Annotated in this window: 7 protein-coding genes; 2 read left to right on the top strand and 5 right to left on the bottom strand. The window is 64.1% G+C overall.

What is annotated here, in order from left to right; translation table 11 throughout:
• Positions 1–67 precede the first annotated feature (67 nt).
• The 4 genes from QY325_09610 to QY325_09595 form a co-directional block, all read right to left on the bottom strand.
• Positions 68–3,736, bottom strand: coding sequence for a PKD domain-containing protein (locus QY325_09610; protein ID WKZ65019.1), 3,669 nt, complete (start codon positions 3,734–3,736; stop codon positions 68–70).
• 150 nt (positions 3,737–3,886) lie between these two features.
• Positions 3,887–7,552, bottom strand: a complete 3,666-nt coding sequence (locus tag QY325_09605; GenBank protein ID WKZ65018.1) for a PKD domain-containing protein — start codon at positions 7,550–7,552, stop codon at positions 3,887–3,889.
• Between the two features lie 143 nt (positions 7,553–7,695).
• Positions 7,696–8,955, bottom strand: coding sequence for a PKD domain-containing protein (locus tag QY325_09600; GenBank protein WKZ65017.1), 1,260 nt, complete (start codon positions 8,953–8,955; stop codon positions 7,696–7,698).
• 13 nt (positions 8,956–8,968) lie between these two features.
• Positions 8,969–9,610 carry a sigma-70 family RNA polymerase sigma factor gene (locus tag QY325_09595; protein WKZ65016.1) on the bottom strand — a complete coding sequence of 214 codons (642 nt, stop codon included), beginning with the start codon at positions 9,608–9,610 and terminating at the stop codon, positions 8,969–8,971.
• A 198-nt stretch (positions 9,611–9,808) separates the two neighbouring features.
• Between QY325_09595 and mdh the strand changes: the two genes are divergently transcribed.
• Complete coding sequence (gene mdh / locus QY325_09590; protein ID WKZ65015.1) at positions 9,809–10,750, top strand: malate dehydrogenase; 942 nt, start codon at positions 9,809–9,811, stop codon at positions 10,748–10,750.
• A 73-nt stretch (positions 10,751–10,823) separates the two neighbouring features.
• Here the strand turns inward: mdh and QY325_09585 are convergent, their stop codons facing one another.
• Complete coding sequence (locus QY325_09585; protein ID WKZ65014.1) at positions 10,824–13,097, bottom strand: FG-GAP-like repeat-containing protein; 2,274 nt, start codon at positions 13,095–13,097, stop codon at positions 10,824–10,826.
• Between the two features lie 192 nt (positions 13,098–13,289).
• Here QY325_09585 and secDF point away from each other — a divergent pair, with 192 nt between their 5' ends.
• Positions 13,290–16,355, top strand: a complete 3,066-nt coding sequence (gene secDF, locus QY325_09580; GenBank protein WKZ65013.1) for a protein translocase subunit SecDF — start codon at positions 13,290–13,292, stop codon at positions 16,353–16,355.
• The last annotated feature ends 14 nt before the right edge of the window (positions 16,356–16,369 follow it).

Below are 16,369 nucleotides of genomic sequence, written 5' to 3'. Positions count from 1 at the left end.
GCGACTATTGGATGAACACCCCCGCCGGGGTTATGGAAACGGCTGCTTTGCCTACGAGTGCTTGCGTTCAGCGCAGCAGGCTCACGTGCCCGTACAGGATCCGCTTCTCGCGTGAACTGCGGGCGCGGATCTTCAGGCGGTAGGTGTAGGTGCCTTGGGGAAGCACGGTGCCTTTGCTGGTGCCATCCCATGCTTCGAACAGGTCGGTGCTGTTGAACACCTCGTGTCCCCACCGGTCGAAGATGATGAGGTGGTATTCCTCGGTGGAGAGGTCGTTGCCGCTGACGGAGAAGGTCTGGTTGTGCGCATTGCCATCCGGGGTGAATGCATTGGGCACCCACACCATGAACTCGTCCTCGACGTCGACGAACGAACGGAGCGTATCCGTGCACCCCAGCTCATTGGCCACCACCAGCATCACGGGGTAGGTTCCGCCTGCATCGCTGGGGAATTCGATTACGGGGTCCTGCTCCTCGCTGGTGCCCAGCTCCCCGAAGTCCCACAGCCAGCTCACCACATTGGGCACGCTGGTGTCCACGAAGCGCACCACGGGCTCGTTGACCGTTGCGGGACGCGGCGTCCAGTACATGTTGGCGATCGGTACGGTGAGCACGCGCACCATGTCGGTGATGGTCGTGTCCGTGATGCAGCCGTTCGGCCATGTGATCACGGTGTTCACCGTGTAATTGCCGGCATTCGCATAGGTGTGGATCACGCTGGCGCTGTCCATCTCCACCGCTCCATCACCATAGCTCCATTGGATCCATGCGCCCTCGGTGGTATCGCGGAGCGTGAGGCCCACGCTGAAGGGGGCGCAGCCGAAGACGGTGTCGGCTGTCAGCTCGATGGGCGGTGTGTGCAGGATCTCGAGCCATGCGCAGTCCGTCACGGGTGGTGTTTCGCAGCCGTCGGTGAGGGTCACGCAGATGCTGTCCGACCAGGTGAGCAGGTATTCCGTGGCGTTCAGCGGCTGGGCACCGGTGCCCCAGTCGTAGGCATAGGCGCCGTCGCCGCCAGCCGCATCGAGCACCGCGTAGGGCACCGGGATGCCATAGCACTCGGTATCCGGCTCGAGGGGGGTGAAGGTCAGCGGCTCCCGCACCAGGACCGTGACATACTCCTCGTTGGTGGCGCAGCCATTGGCATCCACCGCCTGGACCACAAAGGTCGATGGGCCCGACGGCGGGCTCACCTGATGCGGCCCGTTGCCGGCGAGCCCTTGGCTCCAGACCAGGAGCACGGGGTCCGTGCCGCCTTGGGCCGTTGCGGCCAGGGTGGCCGAGCCGGCGAGGCAGATGGTCGTATCCTGCGGCACGGTCACCCATTCGAGCAGCGGCGGCTCGGTGATGGTGGCCGTAAGGGTGTCGGCACAGCCGTTGCCCTGCGGGCCTTCGCTGACGAATACGGTATAGGTGCCGGCCGCCGCTTCCAACGTGTCACCCAGCGAGGCCACGGTCTGCTGCACGCTGGTGCCGTTGGCATCCACCCAGTCATAGTTCCAAGGCCCTCCCAGGCCGGTGGAGATGATCTCGATGGCGCCCGGTCCGCCATTGCAGCGCACATGCGTCACTACGCTGTCGTTCTCCAGGAAGGAGGGAGGGTCCACCTCGATCGTATCGGTACCGAAGCACCAAGGCTGTCCGAAGGGGTACACCCGCACCACGAAGGTGGTGGTCTGCGTGATCTGCGATACGGTGTTCTGTGCATTGGGGTCGTCCACGCTGGCAGCAGGCGTCCACTGCCACACCACGGGCCCTGCATTCGGCCCGCAATCGCCCGTGCCGGTCCAGAGCGTGCCGCTGGGCGGCCCGTTCGGCGAATCGTACAGGATCGCTCCCGAGTTGCTGATCAGCTCCAGCGAGTTCTCGTTGTTCCAGATGGTGCCTGCGGTGAAGATGAGCGAGAGGGTGGCTCCGAACGGAATGGACAGCGATACCGTGAAGTCGTTTCCGCCGGGCGGCATCGAGTAGCTGGTGGAGACGCCATTGATCACCACCTGTACGTTGGCGCCGCCGTTCCAACCGTCGCCGAATGAATCGTGGAGAACGAGTGAGTAGGTGCAATCCGGCGGCGGCGGCGCATAGGCGACGATCTCCGCCTCCAAGGCGGTGGGCTCGCTGCAGGTGGAAGCGAGCACGGCCGTGGCCTCCACCTCAGGGGCGTTCGTCACCGTTACGGTGATGGTCGTGTCGTAGGTGCACCCGAAATTGTCGGTTACCGTGAACGTGTATGGGTACACGCCGGGGTCGGTGAGCGTGAAGCTCGCGTAGGTGGGGTCGTTCGGGTCGGTGGTCACACCCGCTCCGCTCCAGGCCATCGAGTCGGGGAAGAAGCCGATGGTGGGCGTGAAATCCACCAGGTCGGGGTAGAGGCTGGGGTTGAAATCGATGTACCATGAGCACAGGAAGCCATTGTCAGCGCCCCACAGATCCGTGAAGGAGAAGGTCCATGTGCCGTTGAGCGGACAACCCACGAGGTTATTCAATGGCTGCACGGAGGAGTACGTGCCGGGAGTCAATGAGGGGCCGGTTGCCGTAGGCGTCGTCAGGCCTGCCGTTGACGACTGCGCCCAGGTGCCATTCGGTGCGTTCGGTGCGAAGCAGTAATTCCAGCATGTGCCGGGCTGCGGGTTCCCCCCGTCGGCCTGGTTGGCGATTCCCAGATTCGTGCCTCCTCCGCCTTGCTGGTGAAGAATGGTGCTCTGCCCATTGGGGCAGGTGATCGTCATCACAAAATCACCCATGAAGCTGTGCTCGATGTCAATGCACAGCGACCACAGGTCATTCACATTCGTGAGCGTCGCGCCAGGTGGGAAGAGCCCATACTCGATCTGGCTGGTGAAGGTCTGGCCCACATTGTCCGGCAGATAGACACCATCGCCGAAATCCACCTCGGGCATCGCGCTCCAGGTCACCGGCTGCACTGCGCCGGCCAGGTCGACCGTGGCGCCTTGGCACACCGTCAGGCTTTCCGTGGTCCCGGCGAAGAGGGGCGTGGTGCCGACGTACACCGCAAGATCCACGGTCTGGGTATTCACGCAGCCGTTGTCGTCCGTCACCGTCAATTGGGCGATGTAGGCGCCCGGGTTGGAGAAGGAGTGGGTCACAATCGGCCCCGAGGCGGTGGTGCCATCTCCCAGGTCCCAGGCATAGTCGACGATGGTGAAGCCTGCGGCCGCGGTGGAGGCGGAACCATCGTAGGTGATCACCTCGTCCGGGCACACCAAGGCCGGCAGGGGCTGTCCGACATCGGCCACCGCGGTGGGGGGGAAGCAAGGCGTTACGCAACTGATGGCGGCCGCGAATACGCCCGTGCCATTGCCGTTGGAAGTGAAGACGAGCGTGAGGCAGCCGGTGGGATTGGTGGGTGAAGCGGAAACCACCGTTCCTTGGATGGACGTGCCTGTGAAGACACCCAGGAGCGGATCCGCAGCCGAGGGCCCATCATAGATGGCGAGGTTGTCGATAGGGTCGGTGCCGGCCTCGCTCAGGTTGAAGGTCACCCAGTTCAGGTGGATGCCCTGGCCGGGTGCATCGGGGCAGATGGTGGCTGTATAGCTCTCGTTGTTGCCATAGCCGCCCGCACCCTGACCACCGCTGTCCAGGATGGCTCCGGTGCAGGTGGTGATGCTCCCGTCCGTGATGGTGAAGATCTGCGCCGACCCGCTGAGGCTGAGCATCAGCGCAAGGATCCAGAGGTAGCGGATGGGGCGGCGAACGGTGGAGGGAGAGGGCATCCCGGGGAGATGTGGGAGGGGCTGCAAGATCGCGGATACGGTCCAATGACGTAGGGAATTTGCCATGCGGTGCCTTGGAGTGCTGTGCATTGGTCCGTGCAATGGGGAAGGGCGGCCCTTGGGCCGCCCTTCCGCTTGACAATCAGGGTATCACTTGATCAGGGTCACATGGCCCATCAGTTCCTTGCGGGTCTCGGTGTCCTTGATCTCGTAGGTGATGCGGTAGGCGTAGACGTCCGTCTTCAGGATGTCGCCGGAGTTGTTCCTGGCACCGTTCCAGAATTGGTACGGACTGTCCGTTTGGTACACCACCTGCCCCCAACGGTCGAACACGCGCAGCTCGAAGGAGGTGATGGCCGGGATGTTCGTGCTCATGCCCCAGGTCTCGTTCAGGTCATCGCCATCCGGCGTGAAGGTGTTGGGCACGTAAACGAAGAGGATGTCGTCGATGACCACGGTGTGGCACATCGTATCGGCGCATTGGTTGTAGTTGTAGGCCGTAAGGCAGACCTCGTACTGCCCCGGCTCCTTGTTGGTGAATTGGAAGAAGGGGGCTTCTTCGGTGCTGGTGGCGAGTCCGGCAATGTCCCAGAAGTAGGTCTCCGCCCCCGTGCTCGTATTGCCGAACCAGATGCGCGGGTCGGATACCGTGGCGGGGATGGGATTCCAAACGAAGTCGGACACCACCGGCGGAGGGCCCGTCACGATGGTGCTGCCGGTGCCGAAGCATCCGGCTGCATTCTGGATGCGGATCGGATAGAGCTGCTCGCATGCACCGGTGAGGATGGCATCGGGCACCCAAGTGGCTCCATTGTCGTAGCTGTAGAGCAGGGCCTCCGGGTCGTAAACCTCCACCTGGCCATCGCAATCACCCGAGCAAGTCACCGGCTGGAACGCGATGGAGTCGATCTCCAGCAGCCCGGGCTCATTGATGACCACGGAATTGCTGCCCGTGCAGCCGTTGTCGTCGGTGACGGTCACCGTATAGGTGCCGGCGCACAGGTTGTTCACGTCGCGCTCGCCCACACCGTTCAGCCCGGTGCTCCAGTCGAAGAGGAAGTCAGTGGCGGTATTGCCGCCGGTCACGGAGGCTTGCGCGGTGCCATCGCAGTAGGTATAGCACACCGCGTCCGTGGCGTTGAAGGCGATGACGATGGAGTCCGTAAGCGTCATCTGCACGCTGTCTACCAAGTAGCAGAAGGCGCCATCATCCTCGATCCAGTAGAACCAATGCGTGCCGCCCATGCCCGCCGGCAGGGTCACCGTGGTCTCCGTGGCGCTGGGGTCGGCGAATACGGCGCCCGCGGGGCCGCTCCACTGCCCCGTGCCCGTGTTGCCGGGGTCCACCGAAAGGCCGATGGTGAGGTTGCACGAGTAGGCGGAAGGGCCCATGGTGATGAATCCGCAGCACGTGGGGTCATCGGCGGGAATGACCGTGATGTCCAATTGCGCCGTGGCCACGCACCCGGCAGGGCTCGTCACCGTGTAGGTGTACACATCGGTCACCCCGTTCACCGAGATGAACTGGTTCGGCACTACGGCGCCGCCGCTCGTGGTCCACACACCGCCGGCATCGGGGGTGCCGCCCAGCGAGTCGGTCATCAGGAAGTTGGGGTCGCTGGCGCAGATGGTGATCGCGGCATCCTGCCCGGCATCGATGGAGGGGTCGGGGCTCACCAGCACGCTGTCCATGACCGCGCATTCCGGGGATCCGAGGGGATAGGCCGACAAGTAGTACCAGGTAGGCGAGGTGGTGTAGACGTTGGTCGTTGGGTCGCTCGGGTCATCCAGCCCGTCGGTCGGCGTCCACTCCCAAACGATGGGGGAGGTGCCGCCGCCGCAGCTCACCACCCCGGCCCAGGCCACGCCGGTAGGCGGACCCTGCGGGGAATCATAGACCGTTGCGCCGAGGTCGTTAAGGAGCTGGAAGGAATTCTCGTTGTTCCAGATGGTGCCTTGCGTATAGAGCAGCTGCATGCTGGAGCCTGTGCTCACGTTCAAGGGGAAGATGAGCTGGGTCTGGCCGGCGGGCACCGTGTAGTTGGTGGTCACCCCATCGATGGTCACGGCCAGGTTGGCCCCGCCATTCCAGCTATCGCCGAAGGTCTCCTCCAGGATCAGCGTCCACACGCAATTGGCCGGTGGTCCATTCGCAACCACCTGGCCGGCCATCGGTTCAGCGTCCGTGCAAAGAATGATGACGGGGCCGGCATCGATCTCCATCTGCGGCGCAACAGTCACCGTGATGGTGGTGTCGTAGGTGCAGCCGAAGTTGTCGGTCACGTGGAAGGAGTAGTCGAACGTACCCGCCTGACTCGGGGTGGCGGTGGCGATCAGCGGATCGTTCGGGTCCGTGACCAGGAACGGACCGGTCCAATAGGCCGAATCCAAAGTGGAGGTGCCCAGGTCCGGGGTGAATTGCGTGACGTCGGGGATGATGGCCGGGTTGAAGTTCAGCTCCCAGCTGCACAGGAATCCGTTGTCCGCGCCCCAAAGGTCCAGTGAGGTAAAGGTCCAGGTTCCATTCAGCGGGCACCCTTGCAGGTTGGTCCAGGGCTGTACGGCGGTATAGGTATCCGGGATCAGAGCGTTATTCTGCGGCGTGCCGCCCTGCATCACATTCGGCGTGGCCCCGAAGGCGGCGCATTGGGCGAAGGTGCCGTTCGGTGCATTCGCCGACCAGCAATAATCCCAGCAGGTGCCGGCCACCGGGTTCAGGTTCCCATCTCCGTCGTTGGCTGCGCCGATGTAGGTGCCGCCGCCGCCCTGCTGGTGCAGGATGATCACCTGCCCGTTGGGGCAGGTCACCGACAGCACCAGGTCTCCCATGAAGCTGTGCTCCATGCTGACGCAGATGGTCTGCAGGTCGTTGGCGTTCGTGAGCATCTGCCCCGGTTCGAACTGCGTGAAATTGATCTCGCTGGTGAAGGGGGTGCCCACGTCATCGGGCAGGTACACGCCATCGCCGAAGTTGGCTTCGGGAATCCCGGTCCAGGTCACCGGGCTCACCACGGCGCTCAGGTTCACCGTGGCGCCAAGGCAGCTTTCCACGCTTTCCATGGTGCCGATGAAGCTGGGGGTTGTGCTCACCAGCACCTGCAGGTCCACCACATTGGAGTTCACGCAGTCGTTGTCGTCCAGCAGGTTCAGCTGCACCACGTACTCGCCGGGCTCGGTGAAGGAATGGCTTGCCGTGGGCCCGTTGGCGGTGGAGCCATCGTCGAAGACCCATTCGTAGTTGATGATGTTGAAGCCGGTTGCCGCGTATGAGGAGGATCCGTCGAAGTCGATCTGCTCACCCACGCAGACCAAGGCGGGGCTGCCACCGGTCATGGAGGCGACGGCCACCGGCCGTTCACAGGGTGTGAAGCAGGTGATGGATGCCGCGAAGTCGCCTGTTCCCGTGCCGTTGGAGATGAACTGCACCGTCAGGCAACCGGTGGGATTGAAGCTGGTGGCGGAGGTGATGAGGCCGAGCAGGCCGCCGCCGGTATATTCCCCAAGGAAGGTGGCACCCGTGTTGTCGCCATCCCAGATGCGGATGCGGTCCCAGGTGTTCTGGGCACCGGCGGTGCTCAAGCCGAAAACGGCCCAGGTCAGCGAGATGCCATCCCCTGGGTTGTCCGGGCAGATGACCACCGTGAAGTTCTCATTGTTGCCGTACTCCGCGGCTGGGCCGCCGCTGTCCTCCAGCACGCCTGCGCAGGTGGTGATGCTGCCCGCGGTGATGCTGAATTGCTGCGCGGAAACCCCGCCAGCCAGGAGCAGTGCAAGGATGATCGTAAGGCCGGCCCGGGATAACGGACGAATGTGCATGGTTGGGCGTGCTTGAATTGTATGCGCCAGAAGGCCTGTTCCCTTACACTCCATGATGCAGGACAGGGCCTCCGGGTTGCCTCGGTCCAAAATTACGGACCCGGCCTTGCCGGGCCGGGTCCATGGGTTTCGTCTTCTCAACACTATCGTAGCAAGCTTATGCTGCCGTTATAGGTGCCGCCCAAGGCTTCACCGTCCCTCATTTCCACCATCCACACGTAGTCACCGGTGGGGCAAGGCTGGCCCACGCCGTTCACCCGGCCGTTCCATGGCCTGCGCGCGTCGGTGGTCTCGTACACGAGCGCTCCCGTGGTGGGGTCGTGCACCGTCATCCTGAACTTGCGGCCGAGCGTGCGCAGCGCGTCAGGGATGAAGTTGTCCTCCACGCCATCGCCGTTGGGGGAGAAGGAGGCCGCAGCCTTGAGGTTATAGTCCGACTTGATGTTGACGGTACGCTCGGTGCGATCGGTGCAGCCCACGGCATTGGTCACTTCCAAGGTCACGGTGTAGTCACCGGCCTTCTTGTAGACGTGCGTCGGCACCTGCAGCGTGGAGGTGCTGCCGTCGCCAAAGTCCCAGCGGTAGGACAGCCCCTTCAGGCTCTTGTTCTCGAAGTGCACCGACGGCACGCGGTCCTCGTATTCCTGGAGCATCGGGCTGAACGCCGCCTCCGGACGCTCATGGATGACGATCACATCGGAGACCGGCTTGTTGAAGATGGTGCCCCCGGAGGCGGAGGACATGGAGAGGGTCACCTCGTAGCGCCCGGCCTTCGAGTAGGCATGCTTCGGTGCGGCTTCGGTGGAGAAGCTGCCGTCCCCGAAGTTCCACAGCATCCGTGTGCCGGCGTTCGGTTCGTTGCTCACTTCGAACATGACCGAGGTGCCCGGGCAGCCTTCCGTGACGCTGGGGCGGATGGCGACATCAGCGGAGGCCGGTGCGGCAACCGCAGCGGCGGGAATCACCGCAGGTTCAGGTGAGACGCCCGCGCTGGTAGCAGGGGCCTTGGCCGGCTGCGCGGCAGGAACGGTTGTGGCAGGTGCCTCATCGCGCACCGTCACCGGCTGGCCGGAGGGATGGGTCATGGGCTCCATGGCATCCTGTTCAGGGGGCGGCTGGTCAGCAAGGGTGGCCGGTGGAGGTTGGGGCTTCGGCTCGGCCGGCAGGGCAGCCATTCCGGAATCGGTGGTGCCGGAGGTGGAGAGCATGAGGTGCACCGTGGAGGCAAGTGCGAGCGTTCCGCCGAGCAACAGCACGAGAAGACCGGACGACCACCGCCCTTTGGTCACCATCTGCTTGTCAAGCTCGCGCTCCACCATCGCCCAATCGGCCGAGTTGTACGGCACCTCGTAGGACTCCAAGGAGTCCTTCACTGCGCGCTCGAAGGCGTCGGAGGTCTTCATCGTGCGTCTACGGTTAATTGATCTTGTGCTCCTTGCGAAGCAGTTTCTTCAGGTTGGCCTTGGCCTTGGCCAGGTTGCTCTTGCTGGTGCCTACGTTGATCCCGAGTGAGTCGGCGATCTCCTTGTGGGTCATTTCCTCGAACACGTACAGGTTGAACACCGTCCGGTAGGCAGGAGTGAGCTTCTGCATCGCATTGATCACATCGGCGGGCTTCAGGTCCGGCAGATCATCGCCCTCCTCTTCGGCCAGGGTGTCTTCGGCATCCTCGTCGCCGAAGTCCTCGATGCTCCGCTCCTCGCCCAGGAGCAGGTAGGCGTTCTTGCTGCGCCGGAAATGATCGATGGCGGTGTTCACGATGATGCGTCGGATCCACCCTTCGAACGAGCCCGCGCGGTTGTAGGATTCCATGCTCCGGAAGACCTTGATGAAGCCGTCCTGGAGGATATCCTTGGCCTGGTCGGTGTTCTTGGTGTAGCGCATGCACACCGCCATCATCTTGCCGTAGAAAAGCTCATGCACCCGCTGCTGGGCGCGCCGGTCGTTGGCCAGACAGCCGTCCACCAGCTCCTCGAAAACCGCCTGCTGCCCCTCGAGGTTGACCCACGAGAGCGTGAGGCGGGGGGCGGGACGGTCGGATGCCACGGGAGCGGCCATGGAGCTCTTGCTTGGTGCCGACAAGATAGCCATACGGGAGGGTAGACGCAGGGCCCAGCCAAAGGATGCCTCCGTGCCTTTCAAGACTGTCAACAGCCGCTGATAACTGTCACGCCCCAGGCGCCGCAGGGCGACCTACCTTCGCGCCGGCCGGGAACGCCCGGTCCTACGAAACCTCTTAATCCCCGCTTGATCAGGATGAAAGTCACTGTTGTAGGGGCCGGAAATGTAGGCGCCACCTGCGCCGACGCCGTCGCCCGTTGGGAGCTGGCCAACGAAGTGGTGCTGCTCGATATCAAGGAAGGGTTCGCCGAGGGCAAGGCGCTGGATATCTGGCAGACCTCCCCGATCAACCTGTTCGACTCCCGCTTGGTGGGTTCCACCAACGATTACGCCAAGACCGCCGGCAGCGATGTGGTGGTCATCACCTCGGGCCTGCCCCGCAAGCCGGGCATGAGCCGCGATGACCTCATCGCCACGAACGCCGCCATTGTGAAGAGCGTGACCGAGAACGTGGTGAAGCACTCGCCCGAGGCCATCATCATCGTGGTGAGCAACCCGCTGGACGTGATGACCTACTGCGCCTACATCACCAGCAAGCTCCCCAGCAGCAAGGTGTTCGGCATGGCCGGCATCCTCGATACGGCCCGTTACCGCGCCTTCCTGGCCACCGAGCTCATGGTGAGCCCGAAGGACATCCAGGCCGTGCTGATGGGCGGCCACGGCGACACCATGGTGCCCCTGCCACGGTATACCACCGTGGGCGGCATCCCCGTCACGGAGCTGATTGCCAAGGACAAGCTCGATGCCATCGTGGAGCGCACCAAGAAGGGCGGCGGAGAGATCGTGAACCTGCTGGGTACCAGCGCATGGTATGCGCCGGGCACTGCGGCAGCGCAGATGGTCGAGGCCATCGTGCGCGACCAGAAGCGCGTGTTCCCCTGCTGCGTGTGGCTCCAGGGCGAGTACGGCCTGAAGGACATCTACATGGGCGCCCCGGTGATCCTGGGCCGCAACGGCGTGGAGCGCATCATCGAGCTGAAGCTCACGGCCGAGGAGATGGAGCTGGTGAATGCCAGCGCCAAGGCCGTGAAGGAGGTGATGGATGTTCTCGACAAGATGAACAGCGTGACCGCCTGAGTCGCATCCGCACTGCATTCGAAGAGAAGGCGCCCCTGGGGGCGCCTTCTCGCATTTCCGGCCTTTTCCCGGCTCAGCGCCGGTCCCGGCTCACCACCAGGCGCTCGGCACGGGTGGTGAGCGCCCCTTCCATCCGGATGAGGTAGACTCCGTCCTGGAGGCCGCTGATGTCCAAAGTGGAGCGATCGGCCTGGGCCGCGGTGCGGAGGACCACCTGTCCGAGCGCATTCCGCACCACCCACGAGCAGCCGCTCGGCGGAATGAGGCCGGCGCTCACTTCCACCCGGTCGCGGGCGGGATTGGGCCGGATGCCAATCGGCATCAGCCGGGCCATGGATTCCCCGGCTCCGCTGCTGAGGTCGCTCCGCCAGAAGGAGAGACCGCCCCGGAAGTTGCCCACCACCAGGTCCAACTCGCCGTCACCGGTGAAATCGTGCAGGCAGATACCGGTTCGAGCGCCATCATCCAGCTGCAGGAAGGCGGTATCCAGCTCCGTCCAGGTGCCATCGATGTTGCCCTCGATGCCGCCATAGCGGTACAGGACGCCCGATTCCGAGCCCAGCAGCATCTCGCGCTCACCTTGGGCATTGGCGTAGATCACCGGAACGGAATGGCCGGTCACGTTCCACCATTCCACGGTGCTCACGCCGCCGAGCGCCTCGGAGACCAGCGTCCACTGCGGCGCGCCCTGCGAGCCCGTGTTCCGGTAGTGGTTCAGGTTGCCGTTGCGCTCGCCCACGATGAGGTCCAGCAGTCCATCACCATCAAGGTCGTGCAGCAGGGGTGTGGCGAATTGCCCCACATCGATCACGGCGCCGCCGGCATCGGTGATATTGGCCTGCACCAACGAGAACTGGGCCACGGGGCCGGTGGCCGTGTTCCGATAGAAGTGCATGCGCCCCTGCAGGTCGCCGATGTAGAGGTCCAGGTCGCCGTCGCCGTCCACATCGCCCAGGGCGGGGTACATGCTGAGCCCGATGCCGCTTGCGCTCAGGTTGAGGTAGTCGTCCGTGACCATGCTGAAGGCCGGTGCGGTTAGGGTGCCCACGTTGCGCAGCAGCGCCACCTTGCCCACGTAGTTGCCGCCCGGGGCATAGTATCCGTGGTTGGCCACCAGCAGGTCCATCAGCCCGTCGCCGTTCTCATCGAAGGCGATGGGCATGGCGCCCTGGCCGAATTCCAGCATGCGGTCCTGGAAGAGGTCTTCTTGCTGGAAGTCGAAGAGGGGCGCGGCATCGGTGCCGACGTTGCGGTAGTACCACACGCTGCGGTGATCGTGGGCCAGGGACGTGGCGTTCGGTGTCACGATGAGGTCGCGCTTGCCGTCGCCGTCCACATCCAGATGGAAGGCCGCCGGGAAGAGCACCAGGTTCACGCTTTCGTCATAGCTCGGGAAGAGCGTGTCCTCCTGCGTCATGAAGGCGTAGCTGGTGGAACCGCCGTTGTACAGCCCCACGAGGTTGTTGTAGGAGATGTCGCCCAGCAGCAGGTCCATCACGTCATCGCCATTGAGGTCGATGGGCGTCACCGTGCTGCCTGCGTGGGCGCGGCTGTCGCCTTCCTCTTCCTCAGGGTCCGCCTCGCCCTCGGTGGGGAGCTCAGGATTGGGCACATTGAACTGGCAGGGGATGTTGAGCGTGACGGAGTTGGTGCTGAAGTTCTCGGCGAAGAAGCCCCAGCACTTGTTGCGCAGCTCGTACTTCAGGCTGTCGCAGGTGCCGTAGAGCTCCATGCTCAGGTTCTTGTGCAGCTCCAGATAGGAGCCGAGCAGGCTGAAGGTGAGGATGTCCAGATCGCCATCGTTGTCCACATCGGCGATGCCGGGCAGGTCAACCTGCGAAATGAAGAGGTTGGCGTTGGTGCCCGCGCCGCTGGGGGAGACGTAATTGGAATACACCAGGTTCGATACCTGCTCGAAGGCCGGCTGGCTGCCTTGGCTCACGTTCTTCCACACGCCGAAGCCGGCCTGGGTGTAGGAGAAGATGTCCTCCTTGCCGTCGCAGTTGAAGTCCCGGATCAGGGCCCAGTCGTGCAGCAGGTTCAGGGGCGGCACCTGGTCGTAGTCACGGGTCACCCGGTAGGCGGCAGTCCCCGCACCGGCCGTGCGGAGCAGGATCACTGGCTTGGCCCCCGAGGTGTAGGAGTGATCGAAGAGGAAGAGGTCCTTCAGGCCGTCGCCGTTCAGGTCGATCTCGCCGATCTGCGGGTTGTTGAGGCCGCCGGCCCACGCCAGGTCGAGCGCGGCGCCTTGCCGCGTGACGGGGATGTTCGGGTCGAAGTGCAGGTCCCATTGCGCAGGAAGGGCGAGTGCCGCTGGCAAGGAGAGGGCGAGGAAGGCGAGGCGCATGCAATCGGTGTTCGGAGGGATGACGCTTCAAAGATCGGTGTCGTTGCCGTGGTGCATCGTGGCCGAGCCCGATCTTTTCATAGGCTTGCGTTGGGCGCCCTTTGCCCCTGAGGGAGAGGCGAAAAGGCCCTTCAATGGGCCGAAGGGCAACACTTCTATATTTGCCGCCTCTTTTAGAAACCCCCTTCGGTCATGCAGAATAGAGGCGCGCTCTGGATCTTCACCGTCCTGTTGGCGCTCGCGTGCGCGTATCAGCTCTCCTTCTCCTATTTCACCTCCCGCTTGGAAGGCAAGGCCCGCGCCGCCGCTGAGCTCCAGGCCGATTCCGTGCTGGCCACGCCCGACGGCGCAAGCCAGGACCGCGGGAGCCTGGTGCTCGACTTCGAGAATGCCTACCTGCGCGCCCACGCCGAGGAGCGGGTCTATCCGGTGCTGGGCTACACCTACCGCGAGTGCAAGGAGAAGGAGATCAACCTGGGCCTTGACCTGAAGGGCGGGATGGCCGTGACCCTCGAGGTGAGCATCCCCGAGCTGATCGAGAACCTGAGCGAGAACAGCAGCGACCCGGCCTTCACCACCGCCTTGGCCAACGCCCGCAAGCGCCAGCTCACCGACAACCTGGACTTCGTGACCCTCTTCGGTCAGGAGTACGCCAAGATCGAGAACCGCCCGCCGCTCTCGGCCATATTCTATTCGCCCGACCGCCAGGGCATGTTCGATCGCGAGGGCAGCGACGATGACTACCTCGATGCGCTCCGCCGGGAGGCCGATGCCGCCCTCTCGAACACCGAGCGCATCCTGCGGACCCGTATCGACAAGTTCGGCGTGTCGCAGCCCGGCATCCAGAAGCAGGCCTTCAGCGGCCGCATCAGCATCGAGCTGCCCGGCGTGAAGGACAAGGAGCGTGTGCGCAAGGTGCTCCAGAGCACCGCCAACCTGGAGTTCTGGGAGACGCACGACAACACGGAGATCGGCCCCCTGCTCAGCGGCGTCAATGAGCCGCTGAGCAAGCTGCTCTACCCGGAGCTGGCTGCGTCCGATACGGCGGCGGCCGACACCCTGGCCGCTGCCGCCGACACGTTGGCGACCGATACGGCGGCGATGGCGGCGGATACCACCGGTGCTGATACGCTCGCGGCCGATACCAGTTCCGCCCCGGTGGACTCGGCCGCCCTCCGCGCTGACCAGGAGAAGCGCGCGCCCCTGGCCTCGAAGCTTGAGCTGATCATCGGCCAGCGCGGCTGGATGCGCGGCCCTGTGGTGGGCCGGGCCAACGTGAAGGATGTGGAGGCCGTGAACAAGCTGCTGGCCATGGCCCCGGTGCAGTCGGCCCTGCCGCGCGACGTGCGCCTGGCGTGGGCCGCGAAGCCCATGGATGTGACCTTCACCAATGGCGAGAGCGGCCAGATCCTGGACCTCTACGCGCTGAAGGTTCCGATGGACGGCAAGCCCAAGCTGGATGGCAGCGCCATCACCAGCGCCTCGCAGGACTTCGACTTCAAGGGCGAGGTGGAGGTGCGCATGAGCATGAACCCCGAGGGCGCCCAGACCTGGAAGGTGATGACGGGCGACAACGTGGGCAAGTTCATCGCCATCGTGCTGGACGGCCAGGTGTACAGCGCCCCCGAGGTGCGCGGCGAGATCGCCGGCGGCCAGTCGCAGATCTCCATGGGCTCGGGCAACCTCAACGAGCAGATCCAGGAGGCCGAGGACCTCGCGAACATCCTGAAGGCCGGTGCCCTGCCCGCCCCGGCGCGCATCATCGATGAGACGGTGGTAGGCCCCTCACTGGGCCAGGAGAACGTGAGCACGGGCCTGTTCTCCTTCCTGGTGGCCCTGCTGCTGGTGATGGTGTACATGGCCCTGTACTATGCCCGCGCGGGCTGGGTCGCCGACCTGGCGCTGGTCGTGAACCTCTTCGTGCTCATCGGCTCGCTGGCCTCGCTGCAGGCCGCGCTCACCCTGCCCGGCATCGCGGGCATCGTGCTCACCATGGGCATGGCCGTCGACGCCAACGTGCTCATCTACGAGCGCATCCGGGAGGAGCTGCGCCATGGCAAGATGCTCAAGAGCGCCGTGGACCTCGGCTACAAGGGCGCCCTCTCGGCCATCGTGGACGGCAACGTCACCACCCTGATCATCGCGGTCATCCTCCTCATCTTCGGCAGCGGCCCCATCCAGGGCTTCGCCGTCACGCTGGGGCTGGGCATCCTCACCTCGCTGTTCACGGCGCTGCTGCTCTCGCGCATGATCATCACCTACCGCCTGGAGAAGGGAAAGCCCTTCACCGTGTGGATGGGCTGGAGCAAGGACATCTTCGTGAACGCCAAGTACGACTTCATGGGCAAGCGGAAGGTGTTCTACGCGATCAGCGGCACCCTCATCGCCATCGGCATCGGCTCCATGGCGGTCAATGGCTTCAACTGGGGCGTCGACTTCAGCGGCGGGCGCACCTACGTGGTGAAGTTCGAGGGCGACGTGGACGTGGAGAAGGTGCGGGCCGCGCTCGATGACCGCTTCATCGGTGAGGACGGCGTGAAGAGCACCCCGAACGTGAAGACCTACGGCAGCGACCGGCAGCTGAAGATCACCACCAACTTCCTCATCAATCAGCCCGATACCGCAGCGGACAGCCGCGTGGAGAGCAGCCTGCGCGAGGGCCTCGCTGCGGTGGGGACGGGCTACGAGATCACCGAGAGCCGCAAGGTGGACCCGACCATCAGCGACGACATCAAGACCGGCGCCATCACCTCGCTGACCATTGCGCTGGCGCTCATCTTCCTCTACATCGCCGTGCGCTTCCGCAACTGGCAGTTCGGCTTGGGCGGCGTGCTCTCCCTGGCGCACGATGCGCTCATCGTGCTGGGCATCTATTCGCTGCTCTACAAGGTCATGCCGTTCAGCCTGGAGATCGATGAGGCCTTCATCGCGGCCATCCTCACCGTGATCGGCTACTCGATCAACGACACCGTGATCGTGTATGACCGCATCCGCGAATACCTGCGCGACCACAAGCGCGAGGCCTATCCGGTGGTGATCAACAAGGCCATCAACTCCACCTTGGGCCGCACCATGAACACCTCGCTCACGACCCTCCTGGTGCTGGTGATCATCTTCATCTTCGGCGGGGTGGCCATCAAGGGCTTCGTCTTCGCGCTGCTGGTGGGCATCGGGGTGGGCACCTACTCGTCCATCTTCGTGGCGAGCTCCATCGTCACGGACCTGCTCAAGGGCAAGGACCCCGCCCGCGAGGCTTAGTCATCCCGGATTCC

It is taken from the genome of Flavobacteriales bacterium, assembly GCA_030584065.1.
In the GTDB taxonomy this organism is placed as follows: domain Bacteria; phylum Bacteroidota; class Bacteroidia; order Flavobacteriales_F; family PHOS-HE28; genus PHOS-HE28.
This window is presented reverse-complemented; position numbering and strand designations above follow the sequence as displayed.